At 42.7% G+C, this 17,883-nt stretch carries 15 protein-coding genes; 4 read left to right on the plus strand and 11 right to left on the minus strand.

Annotated elements, in window-relative coordinates:
* Positions 1–111 precede the first annotated feature (111 nt).
* Genes ACRCA4_RS00795 through ACRCA4_RS00810 form a run of 4 tightly spaced genes read right to left on the minus strand, consistent with a single transcriptional unit; the run spans position 112 to position 3,422 of the window.
* Positions 112–978 (minus strand): DUF4392 domain-containing protein, encoded by an 867-nt coding sequence (locus ACRCA4_RS00795; protein ID WP_433182776.1) that lies wholly within the window; start codon positions 976–978, stop codon positions 112–114.
* Positions 979–1,956, minus strand: coding sequence for a biotin-dependent carboxyltransferase family protein (locus ACRCA4_RS00800; RefSeq protein WP_433182779.1), 978 nt, complete (start codon positions 1,954–1,956; stop codon positions 979–981).
* On the minus strand, positions 1,953–2,651 hold the full coding sequence (gene pxpB / locus ACRCA4_RS00805; RefSeq protein ID WP_433182782.1) for a 5-oxoprolinase subunit PxpB: 699 nt from the start codon (positions 2,649–2,651) through the stop codon (positions 1,953–1,955). The genes ACRCA4_RS00800 and pxpB overlap by 4 nt, the downstream gene beginning before the upstream one ends.
* Before the next feature lie 45 nt (positions 2,652–2,696).
* Positions 2,697–3,422 carry a 5-oxoprolinase subunit PxpA gene (locus tag ACRCA4_RS00810; protein ID WP_433182784.1) on the minus strand — a complete coding sequence of 242 codons (726 nt, stop codon included), beginning with the start codon at positions 3,420–3,422 and terminating at the stop codon, positions 2,697–2,699.
* Positions 3,423–3,650: 228 nt separating this feature from the next.
* Between ACRCA4_RS00810 and ACRCA4_RS00815 the strand changes: the two genes are divergently transcribed.
* Positions 3,651–4,658 (plus strand): isopenicillin N synthase family dioxygenase, encoded by a 1,008-nt coding sequence (locus ACRCA4_RS00815; RefSeq protein ID WP_433182787.1) that lies wholly within the window; start codon positions 3,651–3,653, stop codon positions 4,656–4,658.
* A gap of 26 nt (positions 4,659–4,684) precedes the next feature.
* Positions 4,685–5,845 (plus strand): trans-sulfuration enzyme family protein, encoded by a 1,161-nt coding sequence (locus tag ACRCA4_RS00820; protein WP_433182790.1) that lies wholly within the window; start codon positions 4,685–4,687, stop codon positions 5,843–5,845.
* Between the two features lie 145 nt (positions 5,846–5,990).
* On the opposite strand, the gene ACRCA4_RS00825 is transcribed toward ACRCA4_RS00820, so the two are convergent.
* The 7 genes from ACRCA4_RS00825 to ACRCA4_RS00855 all read right to left on the minus strand — a co-directional run bounded on the left by ACRCA4_RS00825 (position 5,991) and on the right by ACRCA4_RS00855 (position 13,067).
* A complete protein-coding gene (locus ACRCA4_RS00825; protein WP_433182793.1) occupies positions 5,991–6,785 on the minus strand; it encodes a putative hydro-lyase in 795 nt (264 codons plus the stop codon).
* A 26-nt stretch (positions 6,786–6,811) separates the two neighbouring features.
* On the minus strand, positions 6,812–8,893 hold the full coding sequence (gene recG / locus ACRCA4_RS00830; protein WP_433182796.1) for an ATP-dependent DNA helicase RecG: 2,082 nt from the start codon (positions 8,891–8,893) through the stop codon (positions 6,812–6,814).
* Entirely contained in the window at positions 8,893–9,285 is a 393-nt protein-coding gene (locus ACRCA4_RS00835; protein ID WP_433182799.1) for a RidA family protein, read from the minus strand. Before ACRCA4_RS00835 ends, recG begins: the two co-directional genes overlap by 1 nt.
* A gap of 6 nt (positions 9,286–9,291) precedes the next feature.
* A complete protein-coding gene (gene spoT / locus ACRCA4_RS00840; RefSeq protein ID WP_433182802.1) occupies positions 9,292–11,436 on the minus strand; it encodes a bifunctional GTP diphosphokinase/guanosine-3',5'-bis pyrophosphate 3'-pyrophosphohydrolase in 2,145 nt (714 codons plus the stop codon).
* Between the two features lie 127 nt (positions 11,437–11,563).
* Positions 11,564–11,839, minus strand: coding sequence for a DNA-directed RNA polymerase subunit omega (gene rpoZ, locus ACRCA4_RS00845; RefSeq protein ID WP_433182804.1), 276 nt, complete (start codon positions 11,837–11,839; stop codon positions 11,564–11,566).
* Positions 11,840–11,880: 41 nt separating this feature from the next.
* Positions 11,881–12,513 carry a guanylate kinase gene (gene gmk, locus ACRCA4_RS00850; protein WP_433182807.1) on the minus strand — a complete coding sequence of 211 codons (633 nt, stop codon included), beginning with the start codon at positions 12,511–12,513 and terminating at the stop codon, positions 11,881–11,883.
* Positions 12,514–12,581: 68 nt separating this feature from the next.
* Complete coding sequence (locus ACRCA4_RS00855) at positions 12,582–13,067, minus strand: DUF4442 domain-containing protein (protein WP_433182809.1); 486 nt, start codon at positions 13,065–13,067, stop codon at positions 12,582–12,584.
* Between the two features lie 172 nt (positions 13,068–13,239).
* Here ACRCA4_RS00855 and ACRCA4_RS00860 point away from each other — a divergent pair, with 172 nt between their 5' ends.
* Together ACRCA4_RS00860 and ACRCA4_RS00865 are read left to right on the plus strand one after the other, a co-directional pair.
* Entirely contained in the window at positions 13,240–16,185 is a 2,946-nt protein-coding gene (locus ACRCA4_RS00860; protein ID WP_433182812.1) for a ligand-binding sensor domain-containing diguanylate cyclase, read from the plus strand.
* A 103-nt stretch (positions 16,186–16,288) separates the two neighbouring features.
* A complete protein-coding gene (locus ACRCA4_RS00865) occupies positions 16,289–17,749 on the plus strand; it encodes an aminoacyl-histidine dipeptidase (protein ID WP_433182815.1) in 1,461 nt (486 codons plus the stop codon).
* The last annotated feature ends 134 nt before the right edge of the window (positions 17,750–17,883 follow it).

The following is a 17,883-nucleotide window of genomic DNA, read 5'->3' on the forward strand; positions in this document are numbered from 1 at the left end:
GCAACGTTGAACAGACGTGTTCTAAGCCAGCCGTTGCAGCCCTGGACGGGCGGAAACGAGCCTACAGGGATGTATTTACGGCGTGTTGGTGTGGACACGACTGTTCTAAGTTTAGTTAACGCTTTGATATAGAGTGCCTAGAACGTTAATTAGGTTTAAGCCTTCGCTAGGGGGCAAACCGTCTTCGGTTAAGGTGTTTAATCGTGTTACGCCATCTACGCTGCCTTTGGCACTTAGATACTGCAAAATGGATAAGGGATCGGCCTTTGCTAGTAAATCTTGTTTTGTTAGTACTGATACCATAGCAATAAGTCCCCATGCCGCCCAATTAGACACATCCGCCACTATTAATTCATCACACTCAGTTATAGAGGGAATAATATCAAGTTGTGCTAAAGCTTGCTTGAGATTTCCCATACCAATTTCGTTGCCGCCATCGCCTATACCTATAGTTGGGCAAGTGGCTAAATTTAAAAAATGATCAAAGCTTGCGCAGCGCTCTGAAATATCTTCACCACGCATATTGCTATAACGCTGTGCAGCATTAAAACCAGGGCGCTCAATTGCAATTATTAATTCTGGTGCAAGGTGAGTTAAGGCGTGCTGGGCTATATCGGTTAAGGCCTGGTACTGATTTACCTCAAGTTGATAACAATGATAATCAGCTTCTAATTGGCTAAAAAGCGGATCACCACAAACAATAATAGGCTTGGCGCCTAGCTGTTGTAATAATTGATATAAGGCAATAGCGCCAACGGGACCATCGGTTTCAAAGGTGTCTAGTACCGGAAAGCCCGTGCCAATTAATACCGTACCGCGGCATTGTAAAACTAACTGAGCCGCGCGTAAGATATAGCCAGGTTTAAGTAAAGGTTGTAACTGGGCCATTCCGCGCAAATTTTTGCGCACTAATAGCCTTTCAATGTGCTGGCTTAAGGCTAAATGATTTTGGTTTAAGTTCTGATGTAAAGCGTCCATTTAAGCTTGAACCCAAGCTGCAGTGAGCCGCTTAAAATGGGCATCGGCTAAGCATAAAGCATTATGCGCTTGTTCAATAGAAATAGGTGTAAAATAAACTTTAGTGCCAGGGCTAGCTTGGGCGAGTAAAGCGCAATCTAAAGATAATACTGAGCCTATTTTCGGATAGCCGCCCAAGGTTTGGCGGTCATTAAGCAAGACAATAGGTTGGCCATCAGGCGGAATTTGTACCGCACCGTAACTAATACCTTCTGACAATAAGCTTTGTTGCTGGCAATGGATAGCGGCGCCGGTTAATTTGTAACCCATTCTATCCGACTGTGGTGTTACTGTATAAGGCTGTAGATAGAAGCGTTGTCGCTCAGACGTTGAAAATTGCTCAGCTTGATAACCTTCAACTAAACGCAGGGTTAAGCTGTTATTAAATTGCCGCCAATGCTGTTTAGCTAAACTATGCGACGTTGCACGACTGACACTAGTAATAGCTAAAGTATCGCCAACTTGTAATTTATCGCCATTTAAGCCGCCAATTTTTTCCCGTAATACGGTAGCGGTACTAGAAAATTGTGGCTTAACCTTAAAGCCTTGAGCAACCGCTACATAAGCGCGTAAACCGGCACTAGCCATACCTAGTTCAATAATATCTCCTGCACTAACCGCTAGACTCGTCCACATGGCTGCAGCTTGGCCGTTAATCGTTAAACTAAGTTCAGCGCCAGTAACGGCAATAAAGCTGGCGCAATGGGCTTCTAATTGTAAGCCGCCAATACTGCACTCAATTAAGGTTGCGTTGCTATTATTATTTAATAGGGCGTTAGCCATAGCCGCAGAGTAGGGATCAGCCGGGCCACCCGTAGTTAAGCCTAAATCACTTTGGCCAAAACGCCCGCGATCTTGCAATAAGCTAAGAATGCCGGCAGAGCGTACAGTAAAAATATCACTAGAGCTATCATTCAAACTAGCCATTTTGTGACTCATAGCTCACCACCTAAGCGTAGGAATTCGGCTTTATCAATAGCGACAAACTGCACTTCATCGCCTACTGCAACTGGCATAGCGGGTGTTGTTTCTGGTGTAAACATGGGGCTTGGGCATAAGCCTATTAAATTCCAGCCACCGGGTGATACCGCAGGGTAGACAGCGGTTTGTCTATCGGCAATCGCCACCGCACCTTTTGGCACCTTGGCTCTAGGAGAATTTAAACGGGGCATCTGTAAAATGGGATCAATTTGGCCTAAATAAGCAAAACCGGGGGCAAAGCCAATAGCATAAACCCGATATAGTACAGCTTGGTGCAGTTGAATAACTTGACTAATGCTTATTTGTTTAGTTTTAGCAATTAAGGCTAAGTCGGGGCCACTTTCTTCACTGTAATAGACAGGAAGCTCAACTCGCTTGCCGCTGCGGCTTTGTGCGCTAAAAGGCTGAGCTAAACAGCGCTTAATGTTGGCGCTGACCATAAAGTGATTGGTTGTCAGTGGATTAAAAACAACTAATACAGAAGCATAAGAAGGTAATAGATCAATTAAATCATCAGCTAAGGCAAGACGAATTTGCTCAGTGGCCCATTGTACTTGGCCTGATATTTCAGCCGACATTTGCTGCTGAAAATAGACTATAAACGCATTCTCACTGGCAATGTCTAATTGATACTCTAGCTGCTGCGGCTTCATAGTTGCTGACTCATAAAAACTGTCTGCTAGCAGTTATATCTATTTTCATACTAGTAGCTGACGTATTTTGGCTATTTGTAAAATAGCAGCAGAATTATCACCATGCACGCATAGCGTATCTGCTTTTAAGGCTAATTTTTGGCCAGACTGGGTGGTGACAGTGCCCGACTGCACGAGCTGTTGCACTTGTTGCAACATCTCAGCTTCTGATAGCACAGCACCGGCTTGGCTGCGTGGGGTTAGTTTGCCCTCGTCGGTATAGCGGCGATCAGCAAAAGCTTCAAATAATAAGCTAACGCCGGCTTGTTTTGCCAAGTGTTGATAATGATCTTGCTCAGCGGTAGCTAAAATCATTAATTTTAACGGCTGATGGTAACTGGCAATCGCTGTTAATACGGCATTAAAAATCTGCGGGTTACTCATCATATCGTTATACAAAGCACCGTGTGGCTTAACGTATTCAAGGGTTAAGCCTTGTGTTTTAGCCATGCCTTCTAAAGCGGCAATTTGATAATGGATAATATTAATAATTTCACTATCAGATAAAACCATACTACGCCGACCAAACCCCTGTAGATCTGGATAAGCAGGGTGAGCACCAATGCTAACTTGATATTGTTTAGCCAGTGCCAAGGTGCGGGCTATTACATCAGGATCACCGGCATGAAAGCCACAAGCAATATTCGCCATATCGATATGAGGCATGGCGCTGGCATCTAAGCCCATTTGCCAACTGCCAAAACTTTCGCCTAAATCACAGTTTAATTTCATTTTTTTACCTTTTCCAAGCGAGACAAACAGTGTGCGATATGGCCTAAATGAAGTCCAGCCGATCTAGCTTATTGGCTTAGTAATTTGTCGTAATTGCTTAAAATTCTAAAATGGATGTATAGATGGCTCTATATAGCTAATTGGAATCAATAAGCTTTATTTGATCCTTATGGTTATAGTTAATTAAGCCTAATATAGCGACATTATAGAGTAATGTTAGGTGGAAAAATGGCTCAATTAAATTTGCCTGTGTTAGATCTTAGCTTATGGTTCGCAAAAGGACAGTCTCGGCAGCGTTTCTTACAGCAATTAGCAGAAGCATCGCGCGAGGTCGGCTTTTTTTATTTAACCGGCCATGGCATAGCAATAGAGCAGCAACAACATATTCTCGACTTAGCAAAAACATTTTTTGCTTTACCTGATGCCGATAAGCAAGCAGTACAAATGGTTAAATCACCGCACTTTCGTGGTTATACTCGTTTAGGTGGCGAATTAACTCAAGGTCAAATTGATCAACGTGAGCAATTCGACATTATGAATGAGCAACAGGTACTGCCTGCGAGTACTGAAACGCCAGCTTGGCAAGGTTTAGTTGGACCTAATCAATGGCCTGCGGCTTTACCTATGATGCAATCAACCCTACTTAACTGGCAGCAACAATTATCTGATCTTACTGTTACTTTGCTTGAAGCGTTTGCCGCGGTATTACAGCAACCTGAAAATGCCTTTGCTGATACTGTAGCAGATGGCCCTTATACGCATATGAAACTGATTCGTTACCCAGGCTCTGATACAGCACAAAAGCAAGGGGTGGGGGCGCATAAAGATCCGGGTTATTTAACCTTAGTATTGCAAGATCAGCATTCTGGTTTAGAAGTATTAACTGATAAAGGTTGGGTAGGCGCGGCACCTTTAGCTGGGGCATTTGTGGTTAACATAGGTGAGCTGTTAGAATTAGCCTCAAATGGTTATTTAAAGGCCACGCTACATAGAGTTGTTAGCCCGCCAGCGGGTATAGAGCGATTATCCTGTGCTTTTTTTATGGCAGCCCAGCTTGATGCAACAGTGCCTTTATTAAACTTGCCTGAAGCTTTAGCTGCAGAGGCAAAAGGGCCGGCGAGTGATCCTAATAATCCATTATTTTATCAAGTGGGTGAAAATGTACTAAAAGGCCGCTTACGCTCACATCCCGATGTAGCCCAGCAGCATTACGCCACTTTAAAAAAGATAGCCTAACAGCGCGACGATAACGGAGCCCAAAGATGAAGTTTAAAACCCAATTGTTGCATAGCAACGGCGGTGCTGATGCGCAAACCGGCGCCTTAACTACCCCAATCTATCAAAGTAGTACTTTTACTTACGGTACGGCAGAACAAGGCCGGGCCCGTTTTGCCGGTGAACAACCTGGTTTTATTTATAGCCGTATGGGTAACCCGACAGTGCAAGCCTTAGAGCTGCAACTCGCTAAATTAGAAGGTGCTGATGAGGCTCTGGTTGTAGCCAGTGGTATGGCGGCAGTGAGCAGCATTTTTTATGCTTTAGCTAGCCAAGGTGATGAAATTGCATTTATTGATCCAGTCTATGGTGGTACAGCCGCTTTTTTAATAAATACCCTAACCCGAGCTGGCATTAAAGTAAGCCGTTATCAAAGCGATGATGATTTACTAGAGAATATTAATTCAGCCACCAAAGTTATTTTATTTGAGCCTATTACTAACCCTAATCTACGGGTGAATGATTATCGCAAAATTAAGGCCGCAGCAGAAAAATCTGGTGCCATTACCGTGTGTGATAATACCTTTTTAACCCCGTATTTATTTAAGCCTTTAGAGCATGGTATCGATATTGTTATGCACAGCGGTACTAAGTACCTAAGTGGTCATGGTGATATTATTGCTGGTGTAGTGGCGGGGCGCACTGAACTGATGCAACCTATTCGCACTATAGCGTTAAAGCATATAGGGGCGCCAATAGGGCCACAAGAAGCGTATTTGTTACAGCGCGGTATGCGAACACTAGCATTACGAATGGATGCGCATTTAGCTGGCGCTATGCAAGTGGCCGAGTTCTTAGCTAAGCACCCTAAGGTTGATAAGGTTATTTTCCCAGGCTTAGCCAGTGATACCGGCCATTCGGTGTTAGCAGAAACTGTCGGCGCCTTTGGTGGCATGATAAGCATAGAGTTAGAAGGCGGTTTTAGCCGCGCCGCTCGCTTTTTAGATCAATTACAACTATTTACCCAAGCGGTAAGTTTAGGTGATTTAGAGAGTCTAGCTTGCCATCCTGCCAGCACAACGCATGCCGCCATGGATAAGCCTAGCCGCTTGGCCGCAGGTGTTACGGATGACTTAATTCGCTTTAGTATCGGTGTTGAAGATCCGGCCGATTTAATTGCCGATTTAAAACAGGCATTAGAATACTAAATGAGCCGCTAAGTCGCCGTTAAATCTATGTCGTATTTAAAGCAAAGCTGCATTTAAAGCCCTAGGGGCATGGGGCATGGCTAAATTAAACAGCTGCAGTAAGGTTAACAATTCTGTTAATAATAGCTGCAGCTTTTTATTGGCGTTAAAGCAGCGACAACTTACTATTGGCTAAATCGGTTACTAACATATAGCCTGGGCTATGGGTAATGCAAATAGCTAATTTAGCATTAGCAATTGCCACTTGCGGAGTTACACCACAGGCCCAAAATACCGGGACTTCACCGGCTTTAATACTAACAGCATCACCAAAATCGGGTTTATTAATATCCGTAATACCAATAGCGGCAGGATCAGCAAAGTGCACCGGCGCACCATGCACTTGCGGAAAACGTGAACAAATTTGGATAGCCCGTATCGCATCAGCTGGTTTCATCGGCCTCATACTTACAACCATGTTGCCAGAAAATACGCCCGCGGGCTGACAAGCAATATTGGTTTTATACATAGGCACATTAACCTGCTCGGTAATATTACGAATTTCTATGCCATCGGCAATTAACGCTTCTTCAAATGAAAATGAGCAGCCAATGGCAAAGCTAACAAAATCATCCTGCCAAAAAGGCGTAATATCACTCACTTCTTCTGTTAATTGGCCTTGTTTAAATACCCGATATTTAGGGATATCGGTTCTAATATCTAAGTTTGCTGCCAGTTGCGGCATATCGACAGCACCTGCTGTGGCCGACATAGCTAACAGCGGGCAAGGTTTAGGATTAAAATGGCAAAACTGTAAAAAATCTGCCGCATATTGCTTGGGCATAATGGCTAAATTGGCTTGAACAAAGCCCGGTGCTTGGCCAGAGGTATGAGCGGTAAATTGATTTAAGCGAATTTGCTGGCGCAATTGTAATGGCGATAAGATCGGACTTGCAGACATAGCGACACCTTGATAGTTAGTTGATGTTAAGCATTACCGTATATTTCTTTATTAGCCAGCCAGCGCTGGATTAAGCGCTCACATTGATCGGGCGCTTGCTGCCATAGTGTAGTGGCAATTTGTTGTGCTTGAGGTAGCAGTTCAGCGTCACGGTTTAAATCGGCAATTTTAAATTGTAAAACGCCAGTTTGTCTTGTGCCAAGTAACTCGCCAGGGCCGCGTATTTCTAAATCGCGCTGGGCAATAACAAAGCCATCATTGCTGTCACGCAGCACGGCTAAGCGGGCTTGGGCTGTTTTTGATAAAGGCGCATGGTATAGCAAAACACAGTGCGATGCTGTGCTGCCTCTGCCGACTCGGCCACGAAGTTGGTGCAGTTGGGCTAGGCCTAACCGCTCTGGGTTTTCAATAATCATTAAACTGGCATTCGGTACATCAACCCCGACTTCTATTACCGTAGTCGCCACTAGCAGATCTAATTTAGCTTGGCTAAACTGTTCCATTACGGCTTGTTTTTCTGTAGGTTTTAATCGGCCATGAATTAAGCCTACTTTTAAATTAGGTAAGGCTTGTTGCAAGTTTTGCCAAGTATCTTCAGCCGCTTGGCATTGCAAGGTTTCCGATTCTTCAATTAAGGTGCAAACCCAATAGGCTTGACGCTGTTCTTGGCTAACAACATGGTTAACCCGAGCGATAACATCATCACGCCGCGAGTCGGGTAGGGCCACAGTAGTCACGGGGGTTCGTCCCGGTGGTAGCTCATCAATAATAGAAGTATCTAAGTCGGCATAGGCTGTCATGGCTAAGGTGCGAGGAATAGGTGTCGCTGTCATCACGAGTTGATGTGGATAAAGGTTTTTAATACCACCTTTTTCGCGTAGCGCTAAGCGTTGATGAACACCAAAGCGGTGTTGTTCATCAATAATAATTAAACTTAAAGCATGAAATTCAACTTGTTGCTGAAATAAAGCATGGGTGCCCACTACCATTTGGGCGCTGCCATCGGCTATTACTGCTAAGGTGCTTTGTCTTGCTTTACCTTTAGTTTTGCCTCCTAGCCATGCCACACTAATATTCAGCGGGGTAAACCAAGTCGCAAAGTTAGCGGCATGTTGCTCGGCTAGTAATTCAGTCGGGGCCATAAGGGCCACTTGATAGCCATTACTAATAGCGGTTAAAGCAGCAAAAGCAGCAACTAAGGTTTTACCTGAGCCAACATCGCCTTGCACTAGCCTTAGCATAGGTAAAGCTTTAGCCATATCATAACTAATTTCGTCACTAACTCGTTGCTGTGCTTTAGTTGGAGTGAAAGGTAAAGCCGATAAAAATTGCTGTAATAAATTCGGATTCATTTTAAGCGGTAAGCCCTGCTGCTGTTGGCTTTGGCTGCGCAGTTTAATCATACTTATTTGCTGGGCGACTAATTCTTCAATAATTAATCGCTGCTGAGCAGGGTGTTTGCCTTGTTCTAACAAGGCTAAGCTGGCGTCTGGTGGCGGCCGATGAATATAGTGCAGAGCCTCAGATAACGACCAAGTTTGGCCTAAGCCACTAGCACCAAGTAACTCTTCTGGCGCCATGGTGGTTAAATAGCCTAAGGCCGCATCAGTTAAATTACGCCAAGTCGCTTGGCGTAGACCTTCTGTTGTGGGGTACACCGCTGTTAAGGTTTCAGCCACCTCTATTAAGGGTTGCTCCGCTTGTAAACGGTATTCAGGGTGAAGCATTTCTAAGCCGCGAGGGCCGCGTTTAGCTTCCCCAAAGCAGCGTATAATAACGCCTGGTGTTACTGCATTTTTTTGCGCGGCACTAAAATGAAAAAAACGTAAGGTTAAAAAACCACTACTATCTTTTACTTTAACTAACCAGCTGCGTCTTTTACCAAATTGCACCTCACTAGACACAACTTCAGCAACAATAGTGGCATGCATTAAAGGCATAAGATCGGCAATGGCATAGATACGGGTGCGATCTTCATAGCGAAGTGGTAAATGAAACAAAATATCTTGGATGGTAAAGATATTTAATTTTGCTAGCTTTTCAGCCACTTTAGCGCCAACGCCTTTAATTGAGGCGATGGCGACTTGATGTAGTGCCGTGTTAGACATTAGTAAGTTGAGGGTACTTCCAATACGCCATCAATTTCAATTTGGCTGGCTTTAGGTAAGGCGCTAATTTGCACGGCGGCACGGGCTGGATATGGCTCAGCAAAGTACTGACTCATAATCTCATTAACGGTGGCAAATTGGCTTAAATCGGTTAGATAAATATTTACCTTAACCATATCGTTTAAAGTACCGCCTGCTGCTTCACAGACGGCTTGTAAATTTTTAAACACTTGATGGGTTTGTTCAGCAAAGTCTTCTGACACCATCTGCATAGTGCTAGGCACTAAAGGTATTTGCCCAGAAATATAAACTGTATTTTGAATTTTAACTGCTTGGCTATAAGTGCCAATGGCAGCAGGTGCAGCGTCTGTGCGAATAATGACTTTTGACATGTCGCGTTATCTCCTTCTATAAACTTTTTGCACGTCAGGCATGACCCTAATTTTACGCATAACGTTAGCTAAATGAACTCGGTCATTGACCGAAAGTGTAATTTTAATGACGTATTCACCCGTGTCTCGATCTTCAGTAGTCAGATTTTGGATATTTGACCCTTGAGCTGCAATAAGGGTTGTCAGTTTAGCTAATAAGCCGTGGCGGTTTAGAATAATAATGCGAATATCACATAAAAATTGCTGATCGACGGTTTTATCCCATTTAACAGGGAAAAATTTACCCGGCTCTTTATCCCAACTTTTTATATTGCGACAGTCTGAACGATGAACATATAGCCCCTTACCAGGGGTGGCACTAGCGACAATCTCATCGCCATGAATAGGGCGACAGCACTTCGCAAAAGTAATCAACATGCCATCAGAGCCGACGATAAAGGCCTTACTTTTTAGTTTACTATTTTCGCTGTTGTCTACAGTAGATGTTTTCGCGGTAGCTTCGGGATCGGGCGAGTCAAATTCACCCAGTAAGCGTCTAGCAACAGCAATAGCTAGTTGGTTGCCTAAACCAATTTCACTGCATAACTCGTCTAAAGAATGTTGTTTGCTGTTATGCAACACCTGCTCTAAGCGTTCAGGTTCAATCTCTTCAAGCTTTATATCACCCAAAGCTGAGCTAAGTAAGCGCTTACCTAAGGTAATAGCTTCAGCTTGTTTTTGTTTTTTCAAATAATTTCGAATACCTAAAATAGCGCGACTTGTAACAACATAATTTAGCCAGTTGGCATTAGGTTTGCCGCCAGGGCTGGTAATAATTTCTATTGTCTGGCCGGTTTCTAAGGGCTTGTTTAACGGGTAAGGCCGACGGTCAACTTTAGCGCCTACACAGCGATTACCAATATCAGTGTGAACCGCGTAGGCAAAGTCGACACAGGTTGCTCCTATAGGTAACTCAACAATGCGACCTTTAGGTGAGAAAACATAGAGTTCGTCGGGGTAGAGCTCTGATTTTACGTTTTCAACAAACTCAGCACTATTACCAGCATGTTGCTGTAGCTCTAATAGGCTCTGCATCCACCGGCGGGCGCGAATTTGCGCCGTAGTATCTTGGTGTTCGCCATCCGCTTTATACATCCAATGCGCAGCGATACCATTATCCGCTGTTTCATTCATTTCATGAGTACGCATTTGAATTTCAATAGGAATACCGTGAGGCCCAACTAAAGAAGTATGTAAAGACTGGTAGCCATTTTGTTTTGGCATGGCGATATAATCTTTAAAACGAATTTCAATTGGCTTGTATAAGTTATGGACAACACCTAAGGTGCGATAGCATTGATCGATCGTATCGACGACGACCCTAAAGGCATAAATATCCATAACATCGTTAAACATCAGCTCTTTATTTTTCATTTTACAGTAAATGCTGTACAGATGTTTTTCTCGGCCACTTACTTCAGCAATAATGCCAACGGTACTAAGGCGATCTAAAATTTCATGACGAATTTTTTCTAGCAATTCGTGACGATTTCCCCGGGCCTGACGGACAGCGGTTGATAAAGCGCGATAACGCATGGGATATAAGGCTTGAAAGCCGCAATCTTCTAGTTCATTTTTTATATTATGAATACCCAAGCGGTTCGCTATGGGTGCATAGAGCTCTAAGGTTTCTTTGGCTATACGGCGGCGTTTTTCTGGGCGAAGTGCGCCTAAGGTGCGCATATTATGGGTACGATCAGCTAACTTAATTAAGATAACCCGAATATCCTGGGTCATGGCCATAAACATTTTTTGTAAGTTAGTGACTTCGAACTCGTGATAATCTTTAAATTTTACTTTATCTAGCTTACTTACACCTTGAACTAGCTCAGCAACTGTTTCACCAAAGAGTTCCGCTAAGTCTGTTTTATCGTAAGGTGTATCTTCAATAACATCGTGCAGCAAAGCGGCCATTAAGGTTTCATGGTCCATGCGCATTTCTGCCAAGATGCTACTAACAGCAACGGGGTGAGTAATATAAGGCTCGCCACTAGAACGGGTTTGTGGGGCGTGCGCATCCCTTGCCACAATATAGGCTTGCTGCACTAAGGCAACTTGCTCAGGTGGTAGATAAGCACTAATCTGATTTTTTAGACCTTCAAATAAATACACTGGTGCTCCCAAACGGTGACAGCAAACAAGAAACGCCGTAAAGCGCGGGATCTATTATGAATATACGTCTATTTTAGGAAGTTGCCAACGGCTAATGTGCCGTTGGCATACAGATATGCAGGATTTTTTATTGGTCAGAGCCAATAATAGCAGCAACAGCAGCCATTTCAGTTGCTTCTTGCTGAATTTGATCGCGACGCTCTAGAGCATCTAGAGTTGTACTGGTGATCAAACCTTTTTCAATTTCACGTAAAGCAACTACAGTTGGTTTATCATTTTCTAACTCAACTAAAGCTTCTTTACCTTCAACCGCAAGCTGACGAGCACGACGAGATGCTACTAAAATCAAATCAAAGCGGTTACCAATTTTATCTACTGCATCTTGAACTGTTACGCGCGCCATTTACCACTCCAGTGTGTTTTCACAAGACTCATTAGTTTACGCTATTTTGTTGGATTGGCCAACAACTCTGTGACTAAGCTGTGATGTTTACTCAATTGCGACTGAAAACTGTTGCGTTGCGCTAATACAATTTGCTTAAATTCTTGTTCAGCTTGAGCAAAATTATCATTAATAATTAAATACTCATACTCATTGGCATGGCTCATTTCGCTATAGGCTTCAGCCATGCGTTTTGCAATAACTTCAGCACTATCTTGGCCTCGCTTAGTTAATCTTGTTTTTAACTCGGTTAAATTAGGCGGGAAGATAAAAATACCTGTTACAGCCTGAGTTTGCTGGCGAATTTGTCTTGCACCTTGCCAGTCTATGTCTAAGAAAACATCTATACCTTGCTCTAATTGTTGCTGAATGGCTTGTTTAGAGGTGCCATAATAATTGCCAAACACTTCAGCCCACTCAAAAAAAGCATCTTGCTTAATCAGCGCTTTAAATTTATCGACACTAATAAAGTGATAGTGAACACCATCAATTTCACCAGGTCTAGGTGCTCTTGTAGTATGAGATATGCTGACCTGCATATCATTATGTTGTTTTAAAAGCGCTTGGATCAGGCTAGATTTCCCTGCACCGCTAGGCGCAGAGATAATAAATAGATTACCGCTAAGTTGCTGCATAGTTTTCAGTATTAAAGTAGCTAAGAGACTGGCAGATTCTAATCGTTGTCGGCGTTAGGTGCAAACAGCTAGCCTTTGCGTTTTTTGGCCTTTACTGAGAGAGTTAAGGTAAATGTCGCCATAGGCTCAGCACCATGTAAACTGGGGCAAGTGGCTACAACTGAGACTGGACGGTTAATGCGTTCACCGCTAGCTAAGGATTCATCTATCATTTGGTCGATAATGTCACCATCGTGGCTGGTAAAATGCACTTTAGCTTCAGGACGTTTCAAAAATTGGCCTTGAACATCTTTAAAGGCAAAATTAGCGTTAACACCACGGTTTTGCGCCTTAGTAAATACCAAAAAAGCACCTGCTAAGTCGGCACCTATGGCGAGGGCGCCAAAATACACACTGCCTAAATGATTTTTAGTGCGCCAACCGCAAGGAATGGTGACTTCGAGAGACTTCTCGTCCATATGAACAATTTTGGGAGAACAAAAACCAATTAATGGAATATAGCGCCACGAAAAAAATTTCAAACCCCAATTTGCTTTACGTAATGAAACTGCCATTGATGTTATTCCAAAGTATTTACTTTTATAAAGCTTATACTGGTACGACCATTACTGCAAGCGCACCGTTAAAGCAGTAAAAAAGACCGTTCATCGGTGATGATTAACTGTTCAATTCAAACTATAGTAAAGTGGATTAGCAAAAAAGCTTTGGGATAAAGGTGTTAACGCATTGGTTCGATATCAATTTATTTTATTTCTACTTATTTTTAGCTGCTTCTTTTCGGCTCCTACGCATGCTAATGCCCCAGAGCAAAAGGATTATTTATACCGTTTTTGGTCGGTTGAGGCGGGCTTACCTCAGATCTCTGTTACGGCGATTGTTCAGGATGAGTTAGGCTTCCTTTGGGTGGGTACGCAAAATGGTTTAGCCCGTTTTGATGGCGTTAACTTTCGAGTATTTAATACAGCAAATACAGCCCAATTATACTCTAACTTTATTACCGCTTTATATATTGATCGACAGCAAAGGCTTTGGATTGGTACTGCCAATGGTTTAGTTCTTTATCAAAATAATAGTTTTACCGCAGTAGACAACCTGCGTTTAAATAACGGTATCAACAGTATTGCTCAGCGCGAAGATGGTACTGTTTATATCGGTGCTGGGGCACTTTATCGATGGCATGAAGAGAAAAAGGTGTTAGAGCCAGTCTTAACCTATGATGGCAGTGTGGTATCGCTACATCAACAGCAAGATACACTTTATATCGGTGGTATAACTGGGTTTGGTCTACTTAATCAAGATAGCTATCAATGGCATGCCGCACCGGAGGAGCTTGGCGAGCTGCAGGTGCTCCATATCGCTCGCCAGCAAGAAGATTTATATTTAGGCACTACCAAAGGGCTATTCCGTTGGGATCAAGGGCAATGGCAGCTTATTACCCTAGCTGGACACCCAGCTGATAAACCACTTGAAATGTTTTACCTCGATCCGCAGCAACATTTGTGGGTCGCAAGTTACAATAGCTTATACCGAATATATCAAGGTCAGGTATTTAGTGCTGAAAATATTCAAGGGCAGGCTGAAGACTTCTCTTGGATTGAAGCCATGTTGCAAGACAAATTTGGCAATATATGGCTAGGCAGTCATGCGCATGGTTTAAAACGGCTGCGTCTGCCTAAAGCACAGCGTTATAGTACTAAGCAGGGAATAACGGATCCTTTTGTTTGGTCACTGCAGCCGTGGCATCAAGATTTACTGGTTGGCACTAATGATGGTTTATCTTTATTAAAAGAGGGGCAATTTGAACATTTAAAGGCGAATAGTCATATTCCTAACCCATTAATCTATAGCATGATGTTAGATTCTCAACAGCGACTGTGGGTTGGCACTCGAGGTGGATTAAGCCGGTTAGATGGCACAACGTTACAGTGGCAGCAAAACTATGAGGCCATATCGCATTTATTAGTAAGTACCTTTGCTGAAGATAATGACGTAATTTGGGTTGGTACTAATAAAGGATTGTATTATTTAAAAAATAATAAATTAGAGATACTCGCTGAACCAGCCTTATTACGCGATGCTCAAGTACGTATTATTATGCGCGACAGCCAGCAGCGTTTATGGGTTGGCACTGAAACAGGGCTATATTTACGTGATGAAAATGGGCTGTCTAAGCTAGAAAACTTACCAATATCTAATAACTTTATTAGCGCTATAAAAGAGTTTCCAGATGGTAACTTTCTTATTGGCAGCTTGGATTATGGTTTTGTTTTTGGCAAGCCGGGTCAATGGCAATGGTTTAATCAAAGTCATGGCTTGCCCAGTAGCGGTGTAATACATATTGAAAAAGTAAAAGATTACCTTGTTATTAGCAACTTATCGGGTGTTTATCGACTGAATTATCATGAGTTGACCCAAGGTAATCTTGAGCAAGTTTATGTGCTTTTAGACGATAGAAAACCAGAGGCTGCAACGGATTCACGACGCTGTTGTAATGGTGCTGGTAGTAGTAAAGGGGCTCTACATAATGGCAAGTTATGGTATCCAACATTAGATGGCGTCTTGTCCTTTCCTACCGAGTTTGTCGGCCAAGACGGCTTGATACCGCAAGCTGTGCTAGAAAGCTTAACTGCCGATAATGTACAATATTTTAATACCAATGTTACGCTGCCTGCAGAGCAACGTGATTGGCACTTTCGTTTTACCTCTCCTTTTTTCGCTTTAGCTTCAACTATACATTTTCGTTATAAATTAGAGGGCTATGATAATAACTGGGTGGAAGCCGGTGGTCGGCGAGAGGCGTTTTATACTAACTTACCGCCTGGTAATTATCAGTTTAGCGTACAAAGTCGTTTAGCTTCAGATTATCGCTGGAGTGACAAAGTGAGTATAAATATTAGGTTAAAGCCTTTTTGGCATGAAACATATCTAGCTCGAGTTGTAGCCTTGTTGATCTTGTTGCTACTATTTTGGGCTGTATATCGTTGGCGGCTAAAAGCATTGGCTAGATCAAAGCAACATTTAGAACAGCTAGTGAAAGCGCGAACTGGTGAATTACATCAAGCGAATGAAAAGTTAAAACTTTTAAGCATGCAAGATGCCCTTACAGGGGTAAGTAATCGGCATTATTTAAATACAAACATACAACAAATTATCTCTAGGGCTAACCGTAATAAGACCCCTCTTATTTGGCTATTACTGGATTTAGACTACTTTAAACAAGTGAACGATAACTATGGTCATCATGCTGGTGATGAGGTATTAGTTGCTGTTGCCACTATACTGAGGAAAAGCAGCCGTAACACTGATCATCTTATTCGTTGGGGCGGAGAGGAATTTTTACTGTTACTTGAGCAGACAGAAGACCCATTATTAGTATTAGAGCGGATCCAAAGCGCCTTGGCTCAATACCCTTGGCAAGACAAAACTGCTTTACAGCAGCCATTAACCTGCTCTATGGGGGCAGTTATACAACTGACAGATTGTGATTGGCAGCAGAGTTTACGCTTAGCCGATCAAGCATTGTATTGGATAAAAGAGCATGGCCGCAATGGCTATATGTTGCTTGAGCCAAGTGTAATACCTTGTTCAGAATTGGTTGATAACATCAATATTAACCAACTAATAGCTGAGGGTAAATTAAAGGCTAAATCTAATAAAGATCTCACTATTTAGCTTTAACAACAGGTGAAGTAATCAGGTGAGCTGTGAACCTAATAAAGGCTTGTGGTAAAATGGGCTATTCATTTGTTGCAAAAAACAATCTTCAGGAGTTCACGTGTCAGAATTAGCCTCTTTATACCCACAATCTCTGTGGCAGTGGTTCAGTGAAATTTGTGCCATTCCTCACCCCTCTAAACATGAACAAGCATTAAGTTTGCATATCCAAAATTGGGCTAAAGACAAAGGCTTAGCCATTGTTGAAGACAAAGTAGGTAACCTTATTATTAAAAAGCCTGCCACTGCGGGTATGGAAGACCGTAAAACGGTTGTGCTGCAAGCCCACTTAGATATGGTGCCGCAAAAAAATGCTGATAAAGTGCATGATTTCACAACCGATCCTATAGAAGCTTATATCGATGGTGATTGGGTAAAAGCTCGCGGCACAACCTTAGGTGCTGATAACGGTATTGGTATGGCATCTGCTTTAGCTGTGTTAGCAAGCGATACTATTAAACATGGCCCATTAGAAGTGCTACTCACTGTAGATGAAGAAGCTGGGATGACAGGCGCTTTCGGTGTAGAGCCAGGCATGTTAGAAGCTGAGATCTTGATTAATACAGACTCAGAGCAAGAAGGTGAAATTTATATGGGCTGCGCTGGCGGTGTAGACGCTGAGTTTAGCGTTAAAGCTCAATGGCAAGAAAGCGCAGCTGATAGCGAAGCATGGCAACTTAATATATCAGGTTTAAAAGGTGGCCACTCAGGTGTCAATATCCATTTAGGTCGTGGCAATGCAAATAAATTATTGGCGCGCTTTTTAGCAGATAACAGCGCCGAGCTTGGTTTGCAATTAGCCAGCTTTAATGGTGGCTCATTACGTAATGCGATACCGCGTGAAGCCAGCGTAGTGTTGATGGTAGAAAAACAAAAAGTTAGCTTATTACAACAAAAATTGGCTGAATATCAGCAGATTTTACAGCAAGAACTTGCTGCAGTAGAGCCAAGTATCGACCTAAGCTTAACGAGTGTGGCTAAACCAAGTAAAGTGTTAAGCGCAGAGAGGCAACAAAGTTTAATTCATCTTATTAACGCTTGCCCTAATGGCGTAATGCGGATGAGCGATGAAATTGAAGGGGTGACAGAAACCTCATTAAACTTAGGCGTTATTGAGACGACTGAACATAGTATTCAGGTTTTATGTTTAATTCGTTCGTTAATCGACTCAGGCCGTGAGCAAGTGCAAGGTATGTTAACGTCATTAGCTCAGCTAGCGAATGTTAAAGTTGAATTTAGTGGTGCTTATCCAGGCTGGAAGCCAAATCCTGATTCAGCGGTGATGGCAATAGTTAACCAGACTTATCAAGATATTTATCAAAAAAAGCCAGTAGTTATGGTGATCCATGCTGGCTTAGAATGCGGTTTATTTAAAAAGCCTTATCCAGATATGGATATGGTATCTATAGGGCCAACCATTCGTTACCCACATGGCCCAGATGAAATGGTCAATATTAAAACCGTAGGACAATATTGGCAGTTGTTACTAGCTGTATTAGAGCGCATCCCAGCTAAAATGTAGTTATAGCCTAGCTCACAACCCCGCCTTAAAGAGCAGCAAGTTAATTGGCTTATCTTGCTGCTTTAATTTAATGTTGTTTCTGCGTAATAAATACTGTATCTATATCAAATCGTTATTTGAAATATAATCGAATC

The sequence above is a fragment of the Rheinheimera sp. WS51 genome (assembly GCF_050936095.1).
Taxonomy (GTDB): domain Bacteria; phylum Pseudomonadota; class Gammaproteobacteria; order Enterobacterales; family Alteromonadaceae; genus Alishewanella.

What these genes read in the sequence shown, in the direction of transcription:
- ACRCA4_RS00855 (WP_433182809.1), bottom strand. Translation starts at nt 13,067, where the DNA reads ATGGCAGTTTCATTACGTAAAGCAAATTGGGGTTTGAAATTTTTTTCG.
- pxpB (WP_433182782.1), bottom strand. Translation starts at nt 2,651, where the DNA reads ATGAAGCCGCAGCAGCTAGAGTATCAATTAGACATTGCCAGTGAGAAT.
- ACRCA4_RS00820 (WP_433182790.1), top strand. Translation starts at nt 4,685, where the DNA reads ATGAAGTTTAAAACCCAATTGTTGCATAGCAACGGCGGTGCTGATGCG.
- ACRCA4_RS00800 (WP_433182779.1), bottom strand. Translation starts at nt 1,956, where the DNA reads ATGAGTCACAAAATGGCTAGTTTGAATGATAGCTCTAGTGATATTTTT.
- ACRCA4_RS00835 (WP_433182799.1), bottom strand. Translation starts at nt 9,285, where the DNA reads ATGTCAAAAGTCATTATTCGCACAGACGCTGCACCTGCTGCCATTGGC.
- ACRCA4_RS00815 (WP_433182787.1), top strand. Translation starts at nt 3,651, where the DNA reads ATGGCTCAATTAAATTTGCCTGTGTTAGATCTTAGCTTATGGTTCGCA.
- ACRCA4_RS00795 (WP_433182776.1), bottom strand. Translation starts at nt 978, where the DNA reads ATGGACGCTTTACATCAGAACTTAAACCAAAATCATTTAGCCTTAAGC.
- ACRCA4_RS00825 (WP_433182793.1), bottom strand. Translation starts at nt 6,785, where the DNA reads ATGTCTGCAAGTCCGATCTTATCGCCATTACAATTGCGCCAGCAAATT.
- ACRCA4_RS00810 (WP_433182784.1), bottom strand. Translation starts at nt 3,422, where the DNA reads ATGAAATTAAACTGTGATTTAGGCGAAAGTTTTGGCAGTTGGCAAATG.
- rpoZ (WP_433182804.1), bottom strand. Translation starts at nt 11,839, where the DNA reads ATGGCGCGCGTAACAGTTCAAGATGCAGTAGATAAAATTGGTAACCGC.
- gmk (WP_433182807.1), bottom strand. Translation starts at nt 12,513, where the DNA reads ATGCAGCAACTTAGCGGTAATCTATTTATTATCTCTGCGCCTAGCGGT.
- recG (WP_433182796.1), bottom strand. Translation starts at nt 8,893, where the DNA reads ATGTCTAACACGGCACTACATCAAGTCGCCATCGCCTCAATTAAAGGC.